This is a genomic window from Massilia sp. Bi118, assembly GCF_918697865.1.
Taxonomy (GTDB): Bacteria; Pseudomonadota; Gammaproteobacteria; order Burkholderiales; family Burkholderiaceae_D; genus Telluria.
This window is the reverse complement of record NZ_CAKKMV010000009.1, coordinates 22,225-41,558: the sequence shown is the minus strand read 5'-3', so window position 1 is coordinate 41,558 and position 19,334 is coordinate 22,225. Positions and strand designations below refer to the sequence as shown.

The following is a 19,334-nucleotide window of genomic DNA, read 5'->3' as shown; positions in this document are numbered from 1 at the left end:
CTCATTTCCTGCGCCCGCAGGGCCGCTATTACTGTCGATTACTGTTGCTTAGAGGACGATTTTGACCATCGGATGGGAGGACAGCTCGGTATACAGCTTGTCCAGCATCTCGCGGCTGGTGGCGACGACGACCACGGTCAGGCCGGTATAGTTGCCCTTGCCCGAGGGGCGCGCTTCCATCTTGCCCATATGGAAAGACGGGTCGTGCGCGAGCACCACGTCGTGAATGGTCGAAGCGAAATCATCGTGCGTCGGCCCCATCACCTTGATCGGGAACTCGCTGGGGTATTCGATGAGGGATTCTTTCGGGTCCATGGCCACTCCTGTAAAACCCGCATTGTAGCTAAAGTCCTGTGATCGCGCGTATCACCGCGTGGGCAGCGCCGATGGCGCCGGCTGCCCACGCTTCAGGTCCAGGCGCTTATTTGCTGTCGTGGTCGCGCTTGCGTTCCTCGACGCGCGGGTTGGACGCGCGTGGCGGCGCGCTGGCCTGGACCGGCGGCGGCGCAGGACGCGCCACCGGGGCCGGGGCGGGCGCCGCTGCCGGGGCGGGCGGCGGCGGCGCCATGCGTTGCGGCGCTTCGCGGACACGCTCGCTGTCGCCGCGCTGCGGACGCTCGAAGCGCGCTTCGGGCATCGGACGCGGCGCCGGCTGGGGCGCCACCATCACAGGCGCCTGCTGGACCGGTGCGGCCGGCGCCATCGACACCGGGGCCGGCGCCGGGCGGTGCTCTTGGCGGTCCCCCTCGTCACGACGTTCGCGGCGCGGTACGTCGTTGGCGCGGCCATCGCGGCCATCGCGCCGGTCGCGGTTGCCCTCGTTCCAGCCGCCGCGTTCCTGGCGCTGCCAGCCGCCCTGGTTGGTCGGCGTCTGGATCACCGGGCTGTTGGTGGTCAGCGGCTGCGGCGTGCCCGAGACGTGCGGGGTCGGGCTCACCACCGGCTGGGCCGCCGGCGGGATGTGCGGCGTCGGGCTGACCACAGGCTGGGCCTGGACCTGCACCGCCGGCGGCACCGTGCCCGGCGCCTGCTGCACGACGCCCGGCTGCGGATGCGGACGCACAAAACCATCGCGCTCGACGCGGGCGGTTTCGATCCGGTCCGGCACGCCGTTGCCGTTGCGGTCCGCACGGTTGCCGTCGATCCGGTCCGGACGCCCATCGCCATTACGGTCGGCACGATTGCCGTCGAAGCGGTCCGGGCGGCCATCGCCGTTGCGGTCGATGCGCGGCAGCTGCGGACGGTCCGGGCGGCCGTCGCCATTGCGGTCGGCCACGTTGGCGCGGTGCGGACGCTCGGGCGGCGCCGGCGGCGCGCTGGCGGTCGGGATGTCCATGTTCTTGCCGTTATGCGACATGGCCGGCGGCACGGTGGCGATCGGCGCCTTCGGCACGTTGACCCGGCCGCCGGGGCCGAAGCGGTCCTGCGGCACCACGGTCAGTCCGTGCGGACGGTAATCGCGCGGACGGCGCGGGTCGGGCCGCACGTGGTGGTTCAGCCAGCGCAGGCGGTCTTCGGACACGTGGTAGGACGGCACGTAGCGGTCGTGCGGCGTCAGCGGGTACCAGCCGAAGCCCGGACGGCGGCTGCGGTCGCGGAAGGTGATGTTCCAGTCGACGCCGCCGACCCAGCCGACCAGCGCCGGCGCCCAAACGAGTCGTTCGGCGCGGCCGCCGGGCGCCCAGGCCCAGTGGCGGTTGACGTAGACCCAGCGTCCGTAGTGGAAGGGCGCATAGCCCCAGGGCGCGTTGTCGACCCAGGTCCAGCCCCAGGGATCGATCCAGGTCCAGCTGCCGTCGCGGTAGGGCACCCAGTCGGCGGCCACGGCCGGGGTCCACAACGGGCCGTACTCGCTGTCGGACTGCCAGCGGCCGTAGCGGTCGAGGTCTTCGTAGCCGGTCATCTCCGAAGTCACGTAGCGGCTTGACGCGGCGTTGTCCTCGGCGCGGTCGCGCGAAAAGGACCAGCTGTCGAAGGCATCCTGCACGGCGCTGGCGGTGCGCATGTCGTCGTCCGTGACTTCGGCGCGCTTGCCGGCGCGGACCGTCAGCTGGGAGCCGCCGGATTCGATCAGGGCCACGCCGTCGAACACGCTGATGGCGCTGGTGTCGCGCACGCGCTCGGCGTCGATGCGCACCCGGCCCGGCTGCTGCAGGCGCACGCGCGCCTGCGGGGTGACCAGTTCGAAACCGCGCAGCACGTCCGCATTCAGCACGCGTACGCTGGCGCTACCGTAGTGCAGGCGCAGGCGGATGCTGTCGTCGTCCAGTTCGATGACTTCGAGCGAGGAATCGCCGTCCACGCGGATCGAGGTCGAGCCGACCCGCAGCTCGGTGCGGGCGCCGGGCGCCGTGGTGACCAGGTTGCCGGAGGTGACCGGCCAGTTGACCTGGGCCGGGTTCATCTCGGCGCCGACATCGCCGCCGATGCTGACCGCGCCCTGGGTCAGGGCAATGCGGCCGACGCGGCCCGGCGGTTCATCCGCGGCCACGGCCAGTGCGGAGAAGGTGGTAAAGGCCAGCACTACGGCCGTCTTCAGGATCGAATTGGACATCGCGGTCTCCAGCGTGGATGGTTTTATTAGGGTTATACCCGCATACAACGCGCCGGGAAACGGACGAGAGGACCCGAGTTACAAATCGTTGCGAAACAGTTATTGACGATACAAAACTCAGCCGTGGCCGCGCTTCACCAAAAAGAGCAGGCAGCCCATCACCATCAGCACCGCGCCGAAAAAGCGGTTCTGCATCTTGACCGCATGCGCGTCGCGGAAGAAGCGCTGCATGGACGAGGCCAGGAAGGCGTAGCCGTGCATCACGGTGGTGTCGATGGTCACCATGGTCACGCCCAGGATCGCCAGCTGCAGCAGCATCGAGCCGTCCTTCGAGATGAACTGGGGCAGCACCGCGACCATGAAGATGATGCCTTTCGGGTTGGTCGCATTGGTGAGGAAGCCGGTCAGCACGCGCTGGCCGAAGGAGGGGTGGGCCGCCAGGCCGGCCGCCGAGACCTCGGTCGGGTGCGCCTTCGAGCGCCACTGGCCGATGCCCAGCCAGATCAGGTAGAGCGCGCCGGCGATCTTGACGGCGGTGAACACGGAATCCGACGCCAGCACCAGCGAGCCGACGCCGGCGCCGGCGATGACCAGCACCAGGATCAGGCCCAGCTGCAGTCCCAGGACGGTGGCGCTGGCCTTTTTCAGTCCGTAGGCCAGGCCGTGCGACATCGACAGCACAGCGCCCGAACCGGGAGAAATGGCGATCAGGACGCCGGCGATAACGAAAGCGATCCAGGTGGAGAGCTGCATGCTGGGATGGGAAAGGAATAGGGGGATGAAACGGCAACGGCGAAACGGGCATGGCGCGCAGCAACCGGCATGATGCCGGGCTGCGGCCCGCCGCGAGGGTACGGCTTACTTCTTCTTCGGGTTGACGGCGCCCTTCAGGGTCGCGCCGGCAGCGAAGCGCGGGGTCTTCGATGCTGCGATCTTGATGACTTCGCCAGTTGCCGGGTTGCGGCCTTTGCGGGCAGCGCGCTTGGTGACCGAGAAAGTGCCGAAGCCGGTGATACCGACCGTATCGCCCTTTTTCAGGCGCTCGGTGATGATGTCGATGATGGTGTTCACTGCTTCGTTGGCAGCGGCACCCGACATTTCGGTACGCTTCGCAAATTCCGCGATCAGTTCGCCTTTTTTCATAAATCCTCCGGGTTGAAAGAGCCGGAAGATTAGCATAATTAATTGCCCAGTGTAATGTCCAAACAAGGCGTACCTTGGCCGTACGCCCTGTGTTGGCGGGCTTCCTGCGTTTTTGGCAGGTTCAGGCGGGGGCGAGCGGTGCCTCCTGCACAGCCAGACGGGTGCGCAGGGCGGCGTTGATCAGGGTCTGGTAGCCGGTGCCGGTACTTTCGGCGCGCGAACGGAACGCGTCCAGCACCTCGTCGTCGAGGTAGATCGTGATGCGGGTCTTGCGCTTCGGCGGACGGGCGCGGCGGCGCGGCGCGATCGGCAGGTCGAGGGCTGCGAAATTGGCGAGGTTCGTGGTCATGGCATCTCCTTCGTCGGCAAGGCTGCTGTACCGCAGCCAATGTTGTCACTATACGTAGGGTGCCGCGGCTGTTCTGCCGGAAAGCGACGAGATGCAGATTTCCGGGGATGAAATGCAAAAATCGCGTCTGAACCGTGTGAAGAAGTCGTGAAGCGTCGGGTAAGATGTGGCCATCTTGATATTGGAGGTGGAACAATGGCTGCAGGCAGTTTGCTGGCGTTAATCGACGACATCGCGAGCGTGCTCGACGACGTTGCCCTGATGAGCAAGGTGGCAGCCAAGAAGACGGCCGGGGTGCTGGGCGACGACCTGGCCCTGAACGCCCAGCAGGTGACCGGCGTGAACGCCGACCGCGAGCTGCCGGTGGTGTGGGCGGTCGGGGTGGGCTCGCTGAAGAACAAGGCGATCCTGGTGCCGGCCGCGCTGGCGATCTCCGCTTTCATCCCGCAGGCGATCACGCCGCTGCTGATGGTGGGCGGCGCCTACCTCTGCTTCGAGGGCTTCGAGAAGCTGGCCCACAAATTCCTGCACAGCGCCGCCGAGGATGCCTCCCACGAGGAAGAACTCGCGACCGCGCTGGCGTCGAATGCCGACATGTGCGAAGTCGAAAAGGACAAGATCAAGGGCGCGATCCGCACCGACTTCATCCTGTCGGCGGAAATCATCGTGATCGCGCTGGGCGTGGTCAACGAGCAGGGCGCCTCCTTCGGCGCCCAGGTGGCGGCCCTGATCGCGGTGTCGATCGCGATGACGGTCGGGGTCTACGGCATCGTCGCCGGCATCGTCAAGATCGACGACCTCGGTCTTTATTTGAGCCGCAAGAGCGGCAGCGCCACGCGCGCCATCGGCAACATGCTGCTGAAAGGCGCGCCGATGCTGATGAAATCGCTGTCGGTGATCGGCACCGTCGCCATGTTCATGGTCGGCGGCGGCATCATCGGCCATGCCTTCGAACCGCTGCACCACCTGGCGGAAGGCGCGGCCCACGCCGTGGCCGGGACGCCGGTGATCGGCGGCCTGCTGGCGGCGGTGACGCCAACCTTGATCGATGCGGTGGCCGGGGTGGTGGTCGGCGCCGTGGTGCTGCTGGTGGTGACTGTTATCCAGCGCCTGCGCGGCAAGCACTGAGGTCATTCCCGCGAAAGCGGGAATAGTGCCCCCGGCACTATTCCCTCCATACGTCGCGTGCTCAGTAATTCAGCATGGGTTCCCGCCTTCGCGGGAACGACGTACTTGGTTACTTACAGTTTCCTGACGTGCGCCGAGTGTTGCGTAATTACATCTAAGCAATTGGGCGAATTGACAAGGATAAACACGCGGAACAGTATCGTTTTCATCCCAACAAGAAGGAACAAGAGATGAAACAACGATTTGCACCGGAAAAGACCGTACTCGCCTTATCGATTGCCTCGCTGTTCGCCGCCGCCCCCGTGCAGGCCCAGGAAACCGGAGATACCGCCAGCGCCAGCAACCCGGCCACCGTGGTCGTTACCGGCACCCGGGTTGCCAACCGCACTGCCCTGGACACCGCCTCGCCGGTCGACATCATCTCCGCCGACACCCTCAAGACCAGCGGCTCCACGGAACTGAACCAGGCGCTGTCGGTGGCCCTGCCTTCCCTGAACTTCCCGCGTCCCTCGCTGACCGATGGTACCGACACCATCCGCCCGGCCACCCTGCGCGGCATGGCGCCGGACCAGTCGCTGGTGCTGGTCAACTCGAAGCGCCGCCATGCGTCCTCGCTGGTCAACCTGAACGGCAGCATCGGCCGCGGTTCGGCCTCGGTCGACCTGAACACCATCCCATCCGCCATGGTGAAGACCATCGAGGTGCTGCGTGACGGCGCCGCCGCCCAGTACGGCTCGGATGCGATTTCCGGCGTGGTCAACGTCCGCCTGCGCACCGACCGCAGCGGCGGCGAGGGCACCGTCGTCTACGGCGTGCACAAGACCGAATACGATCTGCTGAACGACGCCGCCCCGGCCGGCGCCACCTGGACCGCGCCCAACTCGCGCAAGCGCACCGACGGCCAGACCACCACCGTCAGCGCCTGGAAGGGTTTACCGTGGGGCGAAAGCGGCTACATCACCCTGGCCGCCGAGTACAAGAACCAGGAGCACACCGAGCGCGCCGGCTACGACATGCGCCAGCTGTATGCGAAAGTCGGCACCGCCTTCGACCCGCGCGAGCTGACCATCAACCGCTTCGACGCCTGGTACGGCGAGCCGGAAGTCAAGCAGTCGACCCTGTTCGTCAACGCCGGCAATAACCTGAGCGGCGACGTCAAGATCTACGGCTGGGCAAGCTACCAGAACCGCGACGCCCGTTCGGCCGGCTACTTCCGCACCCCGCAGGATGCGCGCAACATCCAGTCGATCTATCCGGACGGCTTCCTGCCGATCATCGCGCCGACCGTCAACGACTACAGCGCCGCCGGCGGCGTGACCTGGACCCTCGGCGCCTGGGACATGGACGCGTCCATCGTCTACGGCAAGAACGAGATGGATTACGAAATCCAGAACACCCTGAACCGTTCGATTGGCCCATCCAGCAAGACCGTGTTCGACGCCGGCGGCTTCGGCTACGACCAGACGGTGCTGAACCTGACCGGCGTGCGCAAGATCGATACCGCCGGCCTGGCCTCGCCGCTGAACGTGGCGGTCGGCATCGAGGCGCGCCGCGAAGGCTACCAGCTGAACGCCGGCGAACCGGATTCCTACCGCTACGGCGGCGTGGTGCTGGCCAACGGCACCCCGGCCGCACCGGGCGCCCAGGTGTTCCCGGGCTTCCGTCCGGCCAACGCGACCGACGCCCACCGCAATGCGATCGGCGCCTTCGTCGACCTGGAAGCGAACGTCACCGACCAGCTGCTGCTGTCGGCTGCCGTGCGCGGCGAGCATTACTCGGACTTCGGCAGCAACCTCTCCGGCAAGCTGTCGGCGCGCTTCGATTTCAATAAAACCTTCGCCCTGCGCGGCGCGCTGCAGAACGGCTTCCGCGCGCCTTCGCTGCAACAGCAGAACTTCACCTCGACCTCGACCAACTTCATCAATGGCGTGCCGTTCGAGATCACCACCTTCAAGCCGACCGACCCGGTGGCGGTGGCGCTCGGCGCCCAGCCGCTGAAGGCCGAGAAGTCGACCAACGTCTCGCTGGGCGCTGTGATGCGCTTCGACCCGCTGACCGTGACCGTGGATGCCTACCGCATCGAGGTGACCGACCGCATCATCCTGTCCGAGAACCTGACCTCGGCCGCGGTGCGCGACTACATCGTCTCGCGCGGCTTCACCGGCGTGGGCGGCGGCCGCTTCTTCATCAACGGCGTCGGCACCACGACCAAGGGCGTCGACATCGTCGCCAACTACCCGCTGAACCTCGGTTCGAACGGCCGCTTCGACTTCACCCTGGCCGGCAACTTCAACAAGACCGAAGTCACCAAGGTGCCGACCACGGCGCAGCTGGCGGCGCTGAACCCGGCGCCGATCCTGTTCGACCGCCTGAACGTGCTGACGCTGGAGAAGGGCCAGCCGAAGAGCAAGATCACGGCGAGCGCGAACTGGAAGCTGGCGCAATGGGGTGCGACCCTGCGCGCAACCCGCTACGGCGAGGTGCTGTCGCCGGGCACGACGGCCGCCTTCGACTTCAACCTGGGCGCGAAGACCATCGTCGACCTGGAAGGCCGCTATGCGCTGACGAAGCAGGTGAACCTGGCCGTGGGTGTGGATAACGTGTTCGACCAGTATTCGGAGACCTTGCCTCCGTCGCTGAACACGACCAGCAATACGCCGTTTGCCAACTACACGCCGTTTGGTACGGGTGGGCGGTATATCTACGCTCGGGCGAACTACAGCTTCTGAACTAATCGTTAGCTGCAAAACCGTCGTTCCCGCGCAGGCGGGAACCCAAGTTTGTTTGCTGTACGCTAGCTCAACTTGGATTCCCGCCTGCGCGGGAATGACGGCTTAGGCGCGCCGACTCAGCATCGCCCCAATCGCCAACCCCACCCCAAACACCCCATACACCACCGCCAGCGCCGGCCGCGACAAATGCTTTTCATAGCCCGGCTTCAGCCGGTCCGGCGTAAGCTGGTAGTCGACGAAGCAGGCCACTGCCGCCGCCGCCGTCCCCACGCCCAGCGTGAGCGCGCTATTCCTGCGGTCGAACAGATCGCCGCATACGCGCTCGACCAGCACCGACCAGAACATCGCGCTGCCATGGTGAATCAGGTAACCGGGCAGGGTATATCGCGCCGAGGCTTCATAATGGGAAGCCGCCTTGTCACCGTACAGCCAATGGCTGACGGCATTGGTCGGCGCATAGGGGCTGCCCGCTTCGCGTTGGCCGAGCGCAGCCAGGGCCGCGGTCGACAACAGGCTGGACGTGGCGCCGCCGACCAGGCCGCGCTGCATTGCTGTTTTCCATGGTTCCATATCGTCCTCTTGATCAGAAAGGAAGTGCATGCGGATCTTGCTGACGGGCGCAAGCGGATTTATCGGGCAGCACCTGCTGCAGGCGCTGCTGGCGGAAGGCCATGAGCTCGTCTGCGCGGTGCGCCGCCCAAGGCAGAGCACCGACCCGCGCCTGTCCTTCATCCAGGCCGACTTCACCAACGATACCGACAAATCCGTCTGGCTGGCGCGCCTGTCCGGCATCGAGGCCGTGATCAACACGGTCGGCATCTTCCGCGAAAGTGGCCGGCAGACCTTCGACAAGCTGCACGTGCAGACCCCGCGCGCACTGTTCGCGGCCTGCGCCGAATCGCACGAGGTGCACATGGTCGTGCAGCTCTCGGCGCTGGGCGCCGACGACCAGGCCGACACGGCTTACCACCTGTCGAAGAAAGCGGCCGACGACTACCTGGCTTCGCTGCCGCTGCGCGCTGCCATCGTCCAGCCCTCGCTGGTGTACGGCAGCGACGGTAGCAGCGCGCGCATGTTCAAGGCGCTGGCCTCCATGCCGTTCGCACTGCGCTTCGGCGACGCACCCCAGCTGGTGCAGCCCATCCACATCGACGACGTGGCCGCCGCCATCGTCGCCCTGCTGCAGCGGCGCCTGTACCTCGACCAGGACGGCGCCGCATCGACCGGCACGGCGCAACGCATTCCGCTGGTGGGCCCGGACGCGCTGTCCTTCACCGATTACCTGGCGGCCCTGCGCCATGCGATGGGCATGAAGCGCCTGCGCGTGCTGCGCCTGCCGGGCGCCGTCGCGCGCGGCCTGGCGCGTCTTGGCCGCTGGCTGCCGGGCGGTCTGCTCGATCCGGAGGCACTGCGCATGCTCGATCGCGGCAACACCGGCGACCCCGGTCCGGCCTTGCGTCTGCTGGGACGGCCGGCGCGGGCGATCGCCTCCTTCGTCACCGATCCGCGCGCCGAGCGTGCGCGTGCAAAGCTGGACTGGCTGCTGCCTGTCCTGCGCCTCAGTATCGCGCTGGTGTGGATCGCCACCGCCATCGTCTCCGCCTTCGTGTATCCGGTGGCCGGCAGTTACGAGATGCTGGCGCGCACTGGCATTCCGGCCGAGCTGCAGCCCTTGATGCTGTACGGCGCCGCCGCCTTCGACATGCTGATGGGCCTGGGCATCCTGTTCCTCGAGCGCCGGCGCTGGCTATGGCTGGCGCAACTGGGGCTGATCGGTTTTTATACGGTGACGATCGCGTGGAAGCTGCCCGAATTCCTGGTTCATCCCTACGGGCCGCTCACCAAGAACCTGCCGATGCTGGCCTCCATCTGGCTTCTGTACCAACTGGAAGATGAGGAGACGTAATGGACTACATCGTCGTGAAATGGCTGCACATCCTGTCCGCGACCTTTTTGTTCGGCACCGGCATCGGCTCCGCCTGGTACATGCTGTTCGCGAACGTCAGCCGCGATGTGCGCGCGATCGCCGTGGTCAGCAAGTACGTCGTGATCGCCGACTGGCTGTTCACGGCCACCACCGCGATCGCCCAGCCGGCGACCGGCTTCTACATGATGCACCTGGCCGGCTATCCGCTGCATAGCAAATGGATCATGTGGTCGCTCACGCTCTACGTGCTGGCCGGCGCCTGCTGGCTGCCGGTCGTGTGGCTGCAGATCCGCCTGCGCGACATCGCGGCGGAGGCAGCGCGCAGCGGCGCCGAAACGCTGCCGCCGCTGTACTGGAAATACTTCAGGACCTGGGTTGCGCTGGGCATCCCGGCTTTCATCGCCTTCGTCTTCATTTTCTGGTTCATGGTCAGCAAGCCGGTCTAGAATGCGGGGTCTCCCTTTCCAAGGATTGCCATGTCCCGCTTCAAGCTCGGTCTCGCCCTCGTTCTCGCATCCGGCAGCGCGTTTGCCACTCCGCCAGCCTGGGTCGCGCGCAGCGACGCCTACACCCAGCCCGTCCTGAAGGACACCGGCAAGTACCACCCCGAGGATTCGACCCAGCTGGGCGACGAGAGCTTCGACACCATGGTCGCCGACTTCAAGCCGCGCGACTACGAGCGCGAACTGGCCGACACCGAAAAACGCCTGCAGGCGCTGCGCCGCCAGCGCACGCTCGAGAAGGATCCGAAGGTGCGCCAGGACCTCGACATCCTGATCGACTCGCGCGAAAAGCAGGTCACCAGCATGAAGCTGGAGCGCCAGTACCTGCTCGACTACACCAATGTCGGTGAGCTGGTCTACGGCGGCCTGCGCGCCCTGCTCGACCCGCGCAACAAGCCGGAGCGCCAGAAGCTGGCCCTGGTGCGCCTGAAGCGCTACGCCGGCAAGGAAGCGGGTTATGCGCCGATCGCCAGCCTGGTGCGCGCGCGCACCGAAGAGCGCCTGGCGAATCAGGCGCTGATCGGCCCCTACATCGAAGAGGTCCAGGAAGGCCTGAACAACAACGCCACCTACCTGGACGGCATCGAAGACCTATTCAAGAAAGCCAAGCTGAGCGGCTGGGAAGCCGACATGGCGGCCCTGCGCCAGCAGGTCAAGGACTACGACGCCTTCGTCCGGAACCGCATCCTGCCGCGCGCGCGCAAGGAAGTGCGCCTGCCGGAAGCGATCTACGTGAACCGCCTGAAGAACGTCGGCGTCGACATCGCGCCCGAGCAGATGATCGAACGCGCCAGCTTCGATTTCCAGGAGGTGCGCGACCAGATGCAGGTGGTGGCCAACACCATTGCGGCCCAGCGCGGATTCAAGTCGAGCGACTACCGCGAGGTGATGCGCGAGCTGAAGAAGACATCCATCCCGTCCGACCAGCTGCTGCCCTTTTACCGCGATCGCCTGAAGGATATCGAAGCCATCATCCGCCAGCACGAGCTGGTGACCCTGCCTGCGCGCGAAGCCAACATCCGCACCGCGACCCCGGCCGAAGCGGCGCGCTCGCCGGCGCCCTTCATGAACCCGCCGCGCATGATCGGCAACACCGGCGAGTACGGCGAATTCGTGATCCCGCTGGCCAACCCGAACGCGAAGTCGAAGGAAAAGATGAACGACTTCGACTTCGCCGCGATGTCCTGGACCCTGGCCGCGCACGAGGCGCGTCCTGGCCACGAGCTGCAGTTCGCATCCATGGTGGAGCAGGGCATGTCGGTGGCGCGCGCCCGCTTCGCCTTCAACAGCACCAACGTCGAAGGCTGGGGCCTGTATTCGGAAGCGCTGGTGCTGCCCTACATGCCGCCGGAGGGACAATTGGTGTCGCTGCATGCGCGCCTGCTGCGCATGGCGCGCGCCATGCTCGACCCGCAGATCAACCTGGGCCGCATGACGCCGGAAGCGGCGAAAAGCTTCCTCATGAAAGAGGTGGTGCTATCCGAACCCTTCGCGCAATCGGAAGTGGACCGCTATTCCTACCGCAGCCCCGGCCAGGCCACCGCCTACTACTACGGCTACGTGAAACTGCGCGCTCTGAAGACCCTGGCCGAGATCGAGCTGGGCGAGCGCTTTCATTTGAAAGCTTTCAACGACTTCGTCATCGCCCAGGGCATCCTGCCGCCGAAGCTGATGCGCGAGGCGGTGCTCAGCGATTTCATCCCGTCACAGAAGCGCTAGCCTATCTCGCGCCGCGGCTCCGGGTTTTTTCGGTAAGCTTGTCTCCAACCCTTTCATTATCTACAGGACGGAGATAATCATGCGCAAGATGATCATGATGGCCATTGCCGGCTTTCTGCTGAAAAAAGTGCAAGCGAAGTTCATGAAACAGACCTACCACGGTAATCCGGTGCGCCGCGTCTGACCCAAGCCACCCCAAGGCACAAGCCCGTTCCTGCTGCAGGGCGGGCTTTTTTAACGGAGGGCAACGATGCGGGCTTACCAGATTCTCCCCGGCGATGGCATCGACGGGCTGCGGTGCGTGGATTTCCCCGAGCGTGAACTGGGCATCGGCGAGGTGCGCGTGCGCGTGCACGCGGTGTCGCTGAACTACCGCGACCTGATGGTGGCAAGCGGCAACTACCTGGTCACCGTCGACGATCCGATCATTCCCTGCTCGGACGGCGCCGGCGAAGTACTGGCGGTGGGCGCGGGCGTGAGCCGGGTGCAGGTGGGCGACCGCGTGGCCGCCTCCTTTTTCCCTTACTGGCAGGACGGGCCGACGGGCCCGGACAAGATCCGCCACGCGCTGGGCGGCGACATCGACGGCATGCTGGCCGAGGAAGTCGTGCTGCCGGAAGATGCGCTGGTGAAGATCCCGCCGGGGATGAGCTTCGTCGACGCCTCCACCATGCCCTGCGCCGGCGTGACCGCCTGGAACGCGATCTTCGAATCGAGCAACGGCATCCGTCCCGGCGATACCGTGCTGCTGCTGGGTACCGGCGGCGTCTCGGTGCTCGGCATGCAGCTGGCCATCGCCGCGGGCCTGAAGACCGTCATCACCTCGTCCAGCGACGAGAAGCTGCAGCGCGCCCGGGAGCTGGGCGCGCACCAGACGATCAACTACCGCAGCTTCCCGGAATGGCAGGAGGAAGTGCTGCGCCTGACCCACGGCGTGGGCGCGCACGTGGTGCTGGAAGTGGGCGGGCAGGGCACGGTGAACCGCTCGGTGGCATCGAGCGCGATGGGCGGCAGCGTCGCCATCATCGGCGGCGTCAGCGGCTTCGGCGGCGAGGTCAATCCCGCCACCCTGCTGGCCGGCGCCAAGCGCATGGTCGGCATTTTCGTCGGCAGCCGGACCATGCTGGAGAAGCTGATGCGCTTTGCCGACACCAGCGGCCTGCAGCCCGTGGTCGACCGCGTATTTACTTTCGACCAGGCGAAGGAAGCGTACCGCCACATGGAGTCGGGCTCGCACTTCGGCAAGGTAGTGATTGCCGTCACGTAGGGTGGGGTCATTGAGGCCGGGGGCCTCAATGACGCGCCCACGCGTGCATTAACGCCTGATCTGCACCAGCTCGATCTCATACAGCTTCGGCCACAGCTTCCCGGTCACGTACAGCTTGCGGTGCTTGCCATCCCAGGCGATGCCGTTCAGGACCGCGTCGACCGAGCTGGTGCCGCGCTGCGCCGGCGGCAGCAGGCCGGTGAGGTCGATCCAGCCGACCACGTTGCCGCTGGCCGGGTCGATGCGCGCGATCACGTCGGTGCCCCAGACGTTGGCATACAGCTCGCCGTCGACGATTTCCAGTTCGTTCAGCTGGGCGATAGGCTTGCCCTCGGCCGTCACGCGGATGCGGCGCCGCTCTTCCAGGGTCTTCGGGTCGAGGATGCGGATCTCGGCGCTGCCGTCGCTCATGTAGACGTTCTTCGCATCGCTGGCCAGGCCCCAGCCTTCGCCCTTGTAGTTGAAGCGGCCCTTCAGCGCAAAGGTCTTCGCATCGTAGATGAAGCCGACGTTCGACTGCCAGGTCAGGCCGACGATGGTGTCGCCGACCGGGGCCGAGCCTTCGCCGAAGTATTCGTCCGCCAGGTCTTTCTTCTGCAGCACCTTGCCTGTCTTGAGCTCGACGCGGCGCAATGTGGACTGGCCTTTCTGGCCGGTGGTTTCGTACAGCTGGCCATCCTTGATGAACAGGCCCTGCGTAAACGCCTGCGGATCGTGCGGGTAGGTGTTCTTGACCACGAAGCCGTAGACCGGAATGGCGGCCTGGGCGAAGTTCGCGGCTGCCAGCAAGGCGGCGGCGAGCGCGATCGATACGGATTTCTTCAAGATGGCTCCTGTAGCGGTGACGGCATTAGTATGCCAGCAACGCGCCATCCGCTCCGCGGTTGACCTCATTCCGGGGCAGGAGAAACGCCGCGCTTGCCCGCCGCAGCATTGCGCACCATGCCGGCGATGCCGTCGTATTCACGCGAGGGGATCGCCAGCTGCACATCCTGGCCGCGCTCCGCCAGCACCTGCTCGGCCGCCGTGAAGCCGGATTTGACTGCGCCTTCCATGGTGCATGCCACGTGGGTGCGGGTCCAGTCGCCGGCCAGCATCAGGCCGGGAACCGACGTGCGCGCGGCCGGGCGCTTGCGCTCGAAACCGACCGTGGGGCAGGGGATCGCCATGGTGATGCGGTGGATGTCGGCGTGCACCACCTTCGCCTGCGCCGCCAGCGGCGCGAACTCGGAGATCTCGCCGATGGTCTCGCGCACGATATCCTCATCGCTCATACCCTGCGCGCGGTGGCTGTAGATGATGTTGCTGGCGATGACCGTCGGCCGGCCCTGCCAGCCATGGCGGATCTGGCACAGGTCGTAGAAATCGTAGTTCAGGCGCCGCGGCGACCACAAATGGGAGAAGAAGCGCTCTGTCTTCAGCTCGCGGTCGAACCACAGGTAGCAGCTGATGTAGGGACTGGGCTCGAAACTGTCGCACAGCGCGAACGGCGCCTGCGCGGCCAGGCTGGGCGGCAGCATCTCGAACAGCTGCTGCGGCGGCACGGCGCTGACCACGGTCTCGGCGAAGATCTTCGTGCCGTCTTCCAGCAGGACGCCGTCGACGCCGCGGTCGAGCAGCAGCGACGCCACCTTCGTCCCGGTCAGCACGCGGCCGCCGGCGTCTTCGATGATTTTCGTCGCCTGGTCGGTGTACAACTCGCCCAGGCCCACGGCGCCGAAGCCGAAGTGCAGTTCCCTGTAGCCGGACAGCTGGGCGTGGATGCGCAGCAGCGAGGCCGCAGAACAGCGCTCCAGCGGCACATTGGTCACGACCATGGCGGCAAAGCGCCACCACCAGTCGATCAGGTCTTCGCTCACGCCCTTGCGGCGCAGGAAATCGAGGGCGGATTCCGCATCGAGCTTGTCGACTTCTTCCTCGCCGAATTCCATGCCGCGCATGGCGACCTTCGCCATCGACAGGTAGTCCTCGAGATGCAGGCCTGGCGCCTTGAGGATGCTGGGCATCAGGCTCAAGGGCGGCGGCAGCGGCGCGTGCTTCAGCGGCAGGGCGTCCGGCTTGCTGGCGATGGTCAGCACCTTGCGCGGCTGCCAGGTGATCAGGCGGCTGGTGCCCATGCGCTCCAGGAAGGCCGTCATGTTGTGGTATTCGGAGTGGAAGATGTGCGGGCCGATGTCGACCACGTCGCCGGTGTTTGCCTCCGCCCAGCTGGACGCCCTGCCGCCCAGGCCCGGCGCCGCTTCCAGCACGGTCACCTTCAAACCCTGGTCGGCCAGCGCCACCGCGCAGGACAGGCCCGCCAGGCCACCCCCGATCACCACCACCTGTTCCTGGTTCATGCGCTTGTCCCTTCCGTTTGGCCGTACGGCCATGTTCGGCCAAGCGGGCTGGGGCATCGGTTAGGGCGCGCACATAGGGGCGCCGCCGATGTTAAGCTTGCGCCATCATGCAAAAGAAGATCCTGACTTACCTGCAGCTGCCGCCCGGCGGCGAGCCGCCTGCCCTCGACCATTTATCGCCCTTCCTCGCCATCGTGCTGGCCGAGGAAGAGGTCACGGAACTGTGGCAGGCCGAGATCAGCCGCTGGCTGGTGGCGTCCGGCTGCCGCTACCTGCTGGCCTGGGGCAAGGACTGCGAGGCCTGGCACGACATGGTCGAGGATGCGGCGCTGGAGGCCTTCGACTACGAAGACGTCCCCGAAGAGCACGCGGTGATCGCCACCTGGCACGAGGACGAGGAGCGCGAAGAGGTCTTCTGGTTCGCCAAGCACCGCGCCGCCCACCCCAGCCACAACTTCAAGGCCACCGTCATCCTCGATATTTCTGCAGTCGGCCGTAAAGACGACATCGAGCAGGCCTACGCGGATGCCTGAGAGCAGCCGTCCGGAGCGGCTTGCGGATTTGCGTTAGCATGCGGTCTGCAATCTGCTGCTGAATAAGGAACCGGAATGGACAGTATCGACCTCGAAGTGCTGCACGCCTGCGCGCAATGGATCCAGGACGGGTTCCAGTGCGAGTACGTGACCGTGGTGCGCACCTGGGGCTCGAGCCCGCGGCCGGAAGGCGCGACCATGGCGATCCGCGCCGACGGCCTGGTGGTCGGTTCCGTCTCCGGCGGCTGCATCGAGGACGACCTGATCGCCGCGGTGCGCGAGAAGGGCATCACCCGCACCCGTCCCGAAGTCGTCACCTACGGCATCTCGGCCGACGAGGCGCACCGCTTCGGCCTGCCCTGCGGCGGCACGATTCAATTGGTGGTTGAGCCGCTCGGCGCGCACAGCCGCATGGATGAATTGCTGGCGCTGGCCCAGCGCCGCGTGCTGACCCGCCGCACGCTGCAGCTGGAGACCGGCGCGGTCGCGCTGTCCACGGCGGCGCCCGAGGACCAGCTGCGCATGGCGGACGGCAGCCTCGTCACCGTGCACGGCCCGCGCCTGCGCATGCTGATCATCGGCGCCGGCCAGCTGTCGCAATTCCTGGCGCAGATCGCGGTGGGGCTGGAATACCAGGTGACGGTGTGCGACCCGCGCGAGGAATACCGCGGCAGCTGGACCTTGCCGGGCGTGGACGTGGTGCACGCAATGCCGGACGACGTCGTGCTCGAGATGAAGCTCGACAGCCGCAGCGCCGTGATCGCGCTGACCCACGATCCCAAGCTCGACGACCTGGCCCTGATGGAAGCGCTCAAGACCGACGCCTTCTACATCGGCGCGATCGGCTCGCGCGTCAACAATGCGCGCCGGCGCGAACGCCTGCGCGAATTCGACCTGACCGAAGCGCAGATCGCGAAGCTGCACGGGCCGATCGGCATCTACATCGGCAGCAAGACGCCTTACGAAATCGCCGTGTCCATCCTGGCCGAGCTGACCGCCGTGAAAAACGGGGTCGCGCTGCCGGTGCAGATGTCGGTGGAGGGCGGCAAGGCGCTGGCCGCCTGAGTTCCCGCTCTATCCGGCATCCTTCAGCAGCAGCACCGCCAGCACCAGCATCGTCGTCCCCGTAAAACCTTCGATGGCGCGCCATACCATCGGCCGGCCCAGCACGAAGGCGCAACGGCGCGCGCCCAGGCCGAGCAGGGAAAACCACAGCAGCGAGGCCGTCATCGCACCCGCAGCGAAGGCGCCGCGGTGCCCGGCCGCCAGGCTGCCGCCGACCGCGCCCAGCAGCACCACGGTATCGAGGTAGACGTGGGGATTCAGCAGCGACATCGCCATCACCGTGACGAATGCGCGGCGCGCGGTAGGCGGCTGCTGCCCGGCGGCCACCGGTCCCGCAGCGCCGCCACCCAGCGCGCCTTTCCAGCAGCGCAGTCCATACCACAGCAGGAACAGGGCGCCGCCGTAGCGCGCCGCCGCCAGCAGCCAGCTCGAGGACTCGACCAGCTTGCCGAGTCCCGCCATGCCGAGCGCGATCAGGGTCACGTCGACGACGATGCAGGCCGCCACCGTCAGCCCCACGTGCCGGCCGCTGACCCCGGTGCGGATCACGTGCGCGTTCTGGGCGCCGATCGGCATGATCAGGCTGGCGCCCATGCCCAGCCCCTGTAGAAATACCTGCTGCGAAAACATCGTGCTCTCCTGTGCGTAAGAGCGACAGGATCCATGTCCGCCCATGAATCTTCAATTACATTAACGAAATCTAAGCTATCGTAAATTTCGCTAACCCATGAAGATCGATCCGCGCCGCAGCGAGGCCTTCCTCGCCGCCGTCGACAGCGGCAGCCTGGAAGCGGCCGCCAGCCGCCTGAAGCTCACGCCCTCGGCCGTGTCCCAGCGCATTTCCGCGCTCGAACAGGACCTCGGCACGCCGCTGCTGATCCGCACCCGTCCCTGCCGCCCGACCGCGCCCGGCATGCGCCTGCTGCAGTTTTTACGCCGGCGCGAACTGCTGGAAGCCGAGTTCCTGGCCGAGACCGAGGACGCCACCGTGCCCGTACGTGTGCCGCTGGCCGTCAACAACGACACCCTCGCGACCTGGCTGCTGCCGGTGCTGGCGCCGGTGCTGGCGGCAGAAGGGCTGCTGGTCGAATTCGTGCTGGACGACCAGTGGCACACTTTTACGCTGCTCGAACAGGGGCGCGCCCTGGCCTGCATCTCCGGCGAGCCGGAACCGATGCGCGGCTGCACCGTCACGCCGCTGGGCATCATGCGCTACCGGCTGGTGGCGTCGAAGGATTTCGCGCAGCGCTGGTTCCCCGGCGGTATTACGCGCGAGGCGGCGCGGAAGGCGCCGGTGGTGGTGTTCGACCGCAAGGATTCGCTGCAGGCAGCCTTCCTGCTCCAGCACTTCGGGCTGCCCGAGGGTTCGTATCCCTTTCACTACGTGCCGGCCAGCGATCCCTTCGCCCAGGCGATCCGGCTCGGTCTCGGCTACGGCATGCTGCCGCTGGAGCAGTGCGCGGCGATGCTGCAGGCCGGCCAGCTGGTCGACCTGACCCCGCAGCTGCACATGGACGTGTCGCTGCACTGGCATGCATGGCGGATTCAGCCGCCGAGGCTGGAACGCATGGGCGCGGCACTCGTGAAAGGCGCGCGGGCGGTGCTGCTGCCATCTTGAGCGGCGGGCGCGGCGACCGGCAGCCATTGCACCACGCCCCAGGCGAATTCCGGCAGCACGAACAGCCACAGCAGGGGTGCGCCGGTCATGGCCAGGGTCCAGCCCATCCAGGACGCGAACAGGAAGCGGGTGACACCGTCGTAGCGCCCGAGTACCGCCTCGGTCCGGCGCAGGCGCAGCACGCTCCAGGTCAGCACCACGCTGCCCATCAGGCAGGCGAAGAAGATGTGAAACGGAGAAAAGGCCGGCAGGGCGCCGCCGCCCAGCGCCTGGTTGATGGCGGACAGCTGGGCGTGCATGAGGGCGAAGGTCCAGGGCGTGGCGAACGGCGCGGTGAGCAGCAGGTCGTACCAGGCGCTGGCGCGCACGATCTTCAGGTAAGTGGGCAGCTTCATGATGGCTCCGTCGATGTGGAATCCCTATCCTCAAGGCTGGAGTACACTCCAGGGTCAAGCGT

At 66.4% G+C, this 19,334-nt stretch carries 19 protein-coding genes; 9 read left to right on the top strand and 10 right to left on the bottom strand.

Annotated elements, in window-relative coordinates; genetic code table 11:
• Window positions 1-48: 48 nt before the first annotated feature.
• From LQV39_RS14590 to LQV39_RS14570, 5 genes are all read right to left on the bottom strand, one after another.
• A complete protein-coding gene (locus LQV39_RS14590) occupies window positions 49-321 on the bottom strand; it encodes a DUF493 family protein (RefSeq protein WP_290368589.1) in 273 nt (90 codons plus the stop codon).
• Window positions 322-421: 100 nt separating this feature from the next.
• Window positions 422-2,554, bottom strand: a complete 2,133-nt coding sequence (locus LQV39_RS14585) for a DUF6600 domain-containing protein (RefSeq protein WP_230026856.1) — start codon at window positions 2,552-2,554, stop codon at window positions 422-424.
• Between the two features lie 117 nt (window positions 2,555-2,671).
• Window positions 2,672-3,307, bottom strand: a complete 636-nt coding sequence (locus LQV39_RS14580; protein WP_230026855.1) for a LysE family transporter — start codon at window positions 3,305-3,307, stop codon at window positions 2,672-2,674.
• A gap of 105 nt (window positions 3,308-3,412) precedes the next feature.
• The gene (locus LQV39_RS14575) at window positions 3,413-3,697 is read right to left on the bottom strand and encodes an HU family DNA-binding protein (RefSeq protein ID WP_230026854.1); all 285 of its coding nucleotides are present in this window, start codon (window positions 3,695-3,697) and stop codon (window positions 3,413-3,415) included.
• A gap of 121 nt (window positions 3,698-3,818) precedes the next feature.
• Entirely contained in the window at window positions 3,819-4,046 is a 228-nt protein-coding gene (locus tag LQV39_RS14570) for a BrnA antitoxin family protein (protein ID WP_230026853.1), read from the bottom strand.
• Between the two features lie 195 nt (window positions 4,047-4,241).
• Here LQV39_RS14570 and LQV39_RS14565 point away from each other — a divergent pair, with 195 nt between their 5' ends.
• Both LQV39_RS14565 and LQV39_RS14560 read left to right on the top strand, forming a co-directional pair.
• Window positions 4,242-5,174, top strand: coding sequence for a DUF808 domain-containing protein (locus tag LQV39_RS14565; RefSeq protein WP_230026852.1), 933 nt, complete (start codon window positions 4,242-4,244; stop codon window positions 5,172-5,174).
• A gap of 230 nt (window positions 5,175-5,404) precedes the next feature.
• On the top strand, window positions 5,405-7,903 hold the full coding sequence (locus LQV39_RS14560; protein ID WP_230026851.1) for a TonB-dependent siderophore receptor: 2,499 nt from the start codon (window positions 5,405-5,407) through the stop codon (window positions 7,901-7,903).
• Between the two features lie 105 nt (window positions 7,904-8,008).
• On the opposite strand, the gene LQV39_RS14555 is transcribed toward LQV39_RS14560, so the two are convergent.
• Window positions 8,009-8,476, bottom strand: a complete 468-nt coding sequence (locus tag LQV39_RS14555) for a hypothetical protein (RefSeq protein ID WP_230026850.1) — start codon at window positions 8,474-8,476, stop codon at window positions 8,009-8,011.
• Window positions 8,477-8,504: 28 nt separating this feature from the next.
• Here LQV39_RS14555 and LQV39_RS14550 point away from each other — a divergent pair, with 28 nt between their 5' ends.
• The 4 genes from LQV39_RS14550 (at window position 8,505) to LQV39_RS14535 (ending at window position 13,322) form a co-directional block, all read left to right on the top strand.
• Complete coding sequence (locus LQV39_RS14550; protein ID WP_230026849.1) at window positions 8,505-9,812, top strand: SDR family oxidoreductase; 1,308 nt, start codon at window positions 8,505-8,507, stop codon at window positions 9,810-9,812.
• Window positions 9,812-10,279: a DUF2269 domain-containing protein gene (locus tag LQV39_RS14545; protein WP_230026848.1), complete on the top strand. Its 468-nt coding sequence runs from the start codon at window positions 9,812-9,814 to the stop codon at window positions 10,277-10,279. The genes LQV39_RS14550 and LQV39_RS14545 overlap by 1 nt, the downstream gene beginning before the upstream one ends.
• 30 nt (window positions 10,280-10,309) lie before the next feature.
• A complete protein-coding gene (locus tag LQV39_RS14540; protein WP_230026847.1) occupies window positions 10,310-12,055 on the top strand; it encodes a DUF885 domain-containing protein in 1,746 nt (581 codons plus the stop codon).
• Between the two features lie 250 nt (window positions 12,056-12,305).
• Window positions 12,306-13,322: an NAD(P)-dependent alcohol dehydrogenase gene (locus tag LQV39_RS14535; RefSeq protein WP_230026846.1), complete on the top strand. Its 1,017-nt coding sequence runs from the start codon at window positions 12,306-12,308 to the stop codon at window positions 13,320-13,322.
• 48 nt (window positions 13,323-13,370) lie between these two features.
• On the opposite strand, the gene LQV39_RS14530 is transcribed toward LQV39_RS14535, so the two are convergent.
• Together LQV39_RS14530 and LQV39_RS14525 are read right to left on the bottom strand one after the other, a co-directional pair.
• Window positions 13,371-14,147: a glutaminyl-peptide cyclotransferase gene (locus LQV39_RS14530; protein ID WP_230026845.1), complete on the bottom strand. Its 777-nt coding sequence runs from the start codon at window positions 14,145-14,147 to the stop codon at window positions 13,371-13,373.
• A gap of 65 nt (window positions 14,148-14,212) precedes the next feature.
• Entirely contained in the window at window positions 14,213-15,661 is a 1,449-nt protein-coding gene (locus LQV39_RS14525; RefSeq protein ID WP_230026844.1) for an FAD-dependent oxidoreductase, read from the bottom strand.
• A gap of 107 nt (window positions 15,662-15,768) precedes the next feature.
• Here LQV39_RS14525 and LQV39_RS14520 point away from each other — a divergent pair, with 107 nt between their 5' ends.
• On the top strand, window positions 15,769-16,194 hold the full coding sequence (locus LQV39_RS14520) for a hypothetical protein (protein WP_230026843.1): 426 nt from the start codon (window positions 15,769-15,771) through the stop codon (window positions 16,192-16,194).
• A gap of 75 nt (window positions 16,195-16,269) precedes the next feature.
• Window positions 16,270-17,259, top strand: coding sequence for an XdhC family protein (locus LQV39_RS14515; protein ID WP_230026842.1), 990 nt, complete (start codon window positions 16,270-16,272; stop codon window positions 17,257-17,259).
• Between the two features lie 9 nt (window positions 17,260-17,268).
• Here the strand turns inward: LQV39_RS14515 and LQV39_RS14510 are convergent, their stop codons facing one another.
• Entirely contained in the window at window positions 17,269-17,889 is a 621-nt protein-coding gene (locus tag LQV39_RS14510) for a LysE/ArgO family amino acid transporter (RefSeq protein ID WP_230026841.1), read from the bottom strand.
• 97 nt (window positions 17,890-17,986) lie between these two features.
• On the opposite strand from LQV39_RS14510, the gene LQV39_RS14505 reads away from it, so the two are divergent.
• The gene (locus LQV39_RS14505) at window positions 17,987-18,877 is read left to right on the top strand and encodes a LysR family transcriptional regulator ArgP (protein WP_230026840.1); all 891 of its coding nucleotides are present in this window, start codon (window positions 17,987-17,989) and stop codon (window positions 18,875-18,877) included.
• On the opposite strand, the gene LQV39_RS14500 is transcribed toward LQV39_RS14505, so the two are convergent.
• Window positions 18,805-19,272, bottom strand: coding sequence for a hypothetical protein (locus LQV39_RS14500; RefSeq protein WP_230026839.1), 468 nt, complete (start codon window positions 19,270-19,272; stop codon window positions 18,805-18,807). The genes LQV39_RS14505 and LQV39_RS14500 overlap by 73 nt on opposite strands.
• Window positions 19,273-19,334: the final 62 nt, after the last annotated feature.

Bases quoted from the DNA above. Each gene is read 5' to 3' on its own strand.
- LQV39_RS14585 (WP_230026856.1), bottom strand. From the start codon at position 2,554: ATGTCCAATTCGATCCTGAAGACGGCCGTAGTGCTGGCCTTTACCACC.
- LQV39_RS14580 (WP_230026855.1), bottom strand. From the start codon at position 3,307: ATGCAGCTCTCCACCTGGATCGCTTTCGTTATCGCCGGCGTCCTGATC.
- LQV39_RS14575 (WP_230026854.1), bottom strand. From the start codon at position 3,697: ATGAAAAAAGGCGAACTGATCGCGGAATTTGCGAAGCGTACCGAAATG.
- LQV39_RS14570 (WP_230026853.1), bottom strand. From the start codon at position 4,046: ATGACCACGAACCTCGCCAATTTCGCAGCCCTCGACCTGCCGATCGCG.
- LQV39_RS14565 (WP_230026852.1), top strand. From the start codon at position 4,242: ATGGCTGCAGGCAGTTTGCTGGCGTTAATCGACGACATCGCGAGCGTG.
- LQV39_RS14560 (WP_230026851.1), top strand. From the start codon at position 5,405: ATGAAACAACGATTTGCACCGGAAAAGACCGTACTCGCCTTATCGATT.
- LQV39_RS14555 (WP_230026850.1), bottom strand. From the start codon at position 8,476: ATGGAACCATGGAAAACAGCAATGCAGCGCGGCCTGGTCGGCGGCGCC.
- LQV39_RS14550 (WP_230026849.1), top strand. From the start codon at position 8,505: ATGCGGATCTTGCTGACGGGCGCAAGCGGATTTATCGGGCAGCACCTG.
- LQV39_RS14545 (WP_230026848.1), top strand. From the start codon at position 9,812: ATGGACTACATCGTCGTGAAATGGCTGCACATCCTGTCCGCGACCTTT.
- LQV39_RS14540 (WP_230026847.1), top strand. From the start codon at position 10,310: ATGTCCCGCTTCAAGCTCGGTCTCGCCCTCGTTCTCGCATCCGGCAGC.
- LQV39_RS14535 (WP_230026846.1), top strand. From the start codon at position 12,306: ATGCGGGCTTACCAGATTCTCCCCGGCGATGGCATCGACGGGCTGCGG.
- LQV39_RS14525 (WP_230026844.1), bottom strand. From the start codon at position 15,661: ATGAACCAGGAACAGGTGGTGGTGATCGGGGGTGGCCTGGCGGGCCTG.
- LQV39_RS14520 (WP_230026843.1), top strand. From the start codon at position 15,769: ATGCAAAAGAAGATCCTGACTTACCTGCAGCTGCCGCCCGGCGGCGAG.
- LQV39_RS14515 (WP_230026842.1), top strand. From the start codon at position 16,270: ATGGACAGTATCGACCTCGAAGTGCTGCACGCCTGCGCGCAATGGATC.
- LQV39_RS14510 (WP_230026841.1), bottom strand. From the start codon at position 17,889: ATGTTTTCGCAGCAGGTATTTCTACAGGGGCTGGGCATGGGCGCCAGC.
- LQV39_RS14505 (WP_230026840.1), top strand. From the start codon at position 17,987: ATGAAGATCGATCCGCGCCGCAGCGAGGCCTTCCTCGCCGCCGTCGAC.
- LQV39_RS14500 (WP_230026839.1), bottom strand. From the start codon at position 19,272: ATGAAGCTGCCCACTTACCTGAAGATCGTGCGCGCCAGCGCCTGGTAC.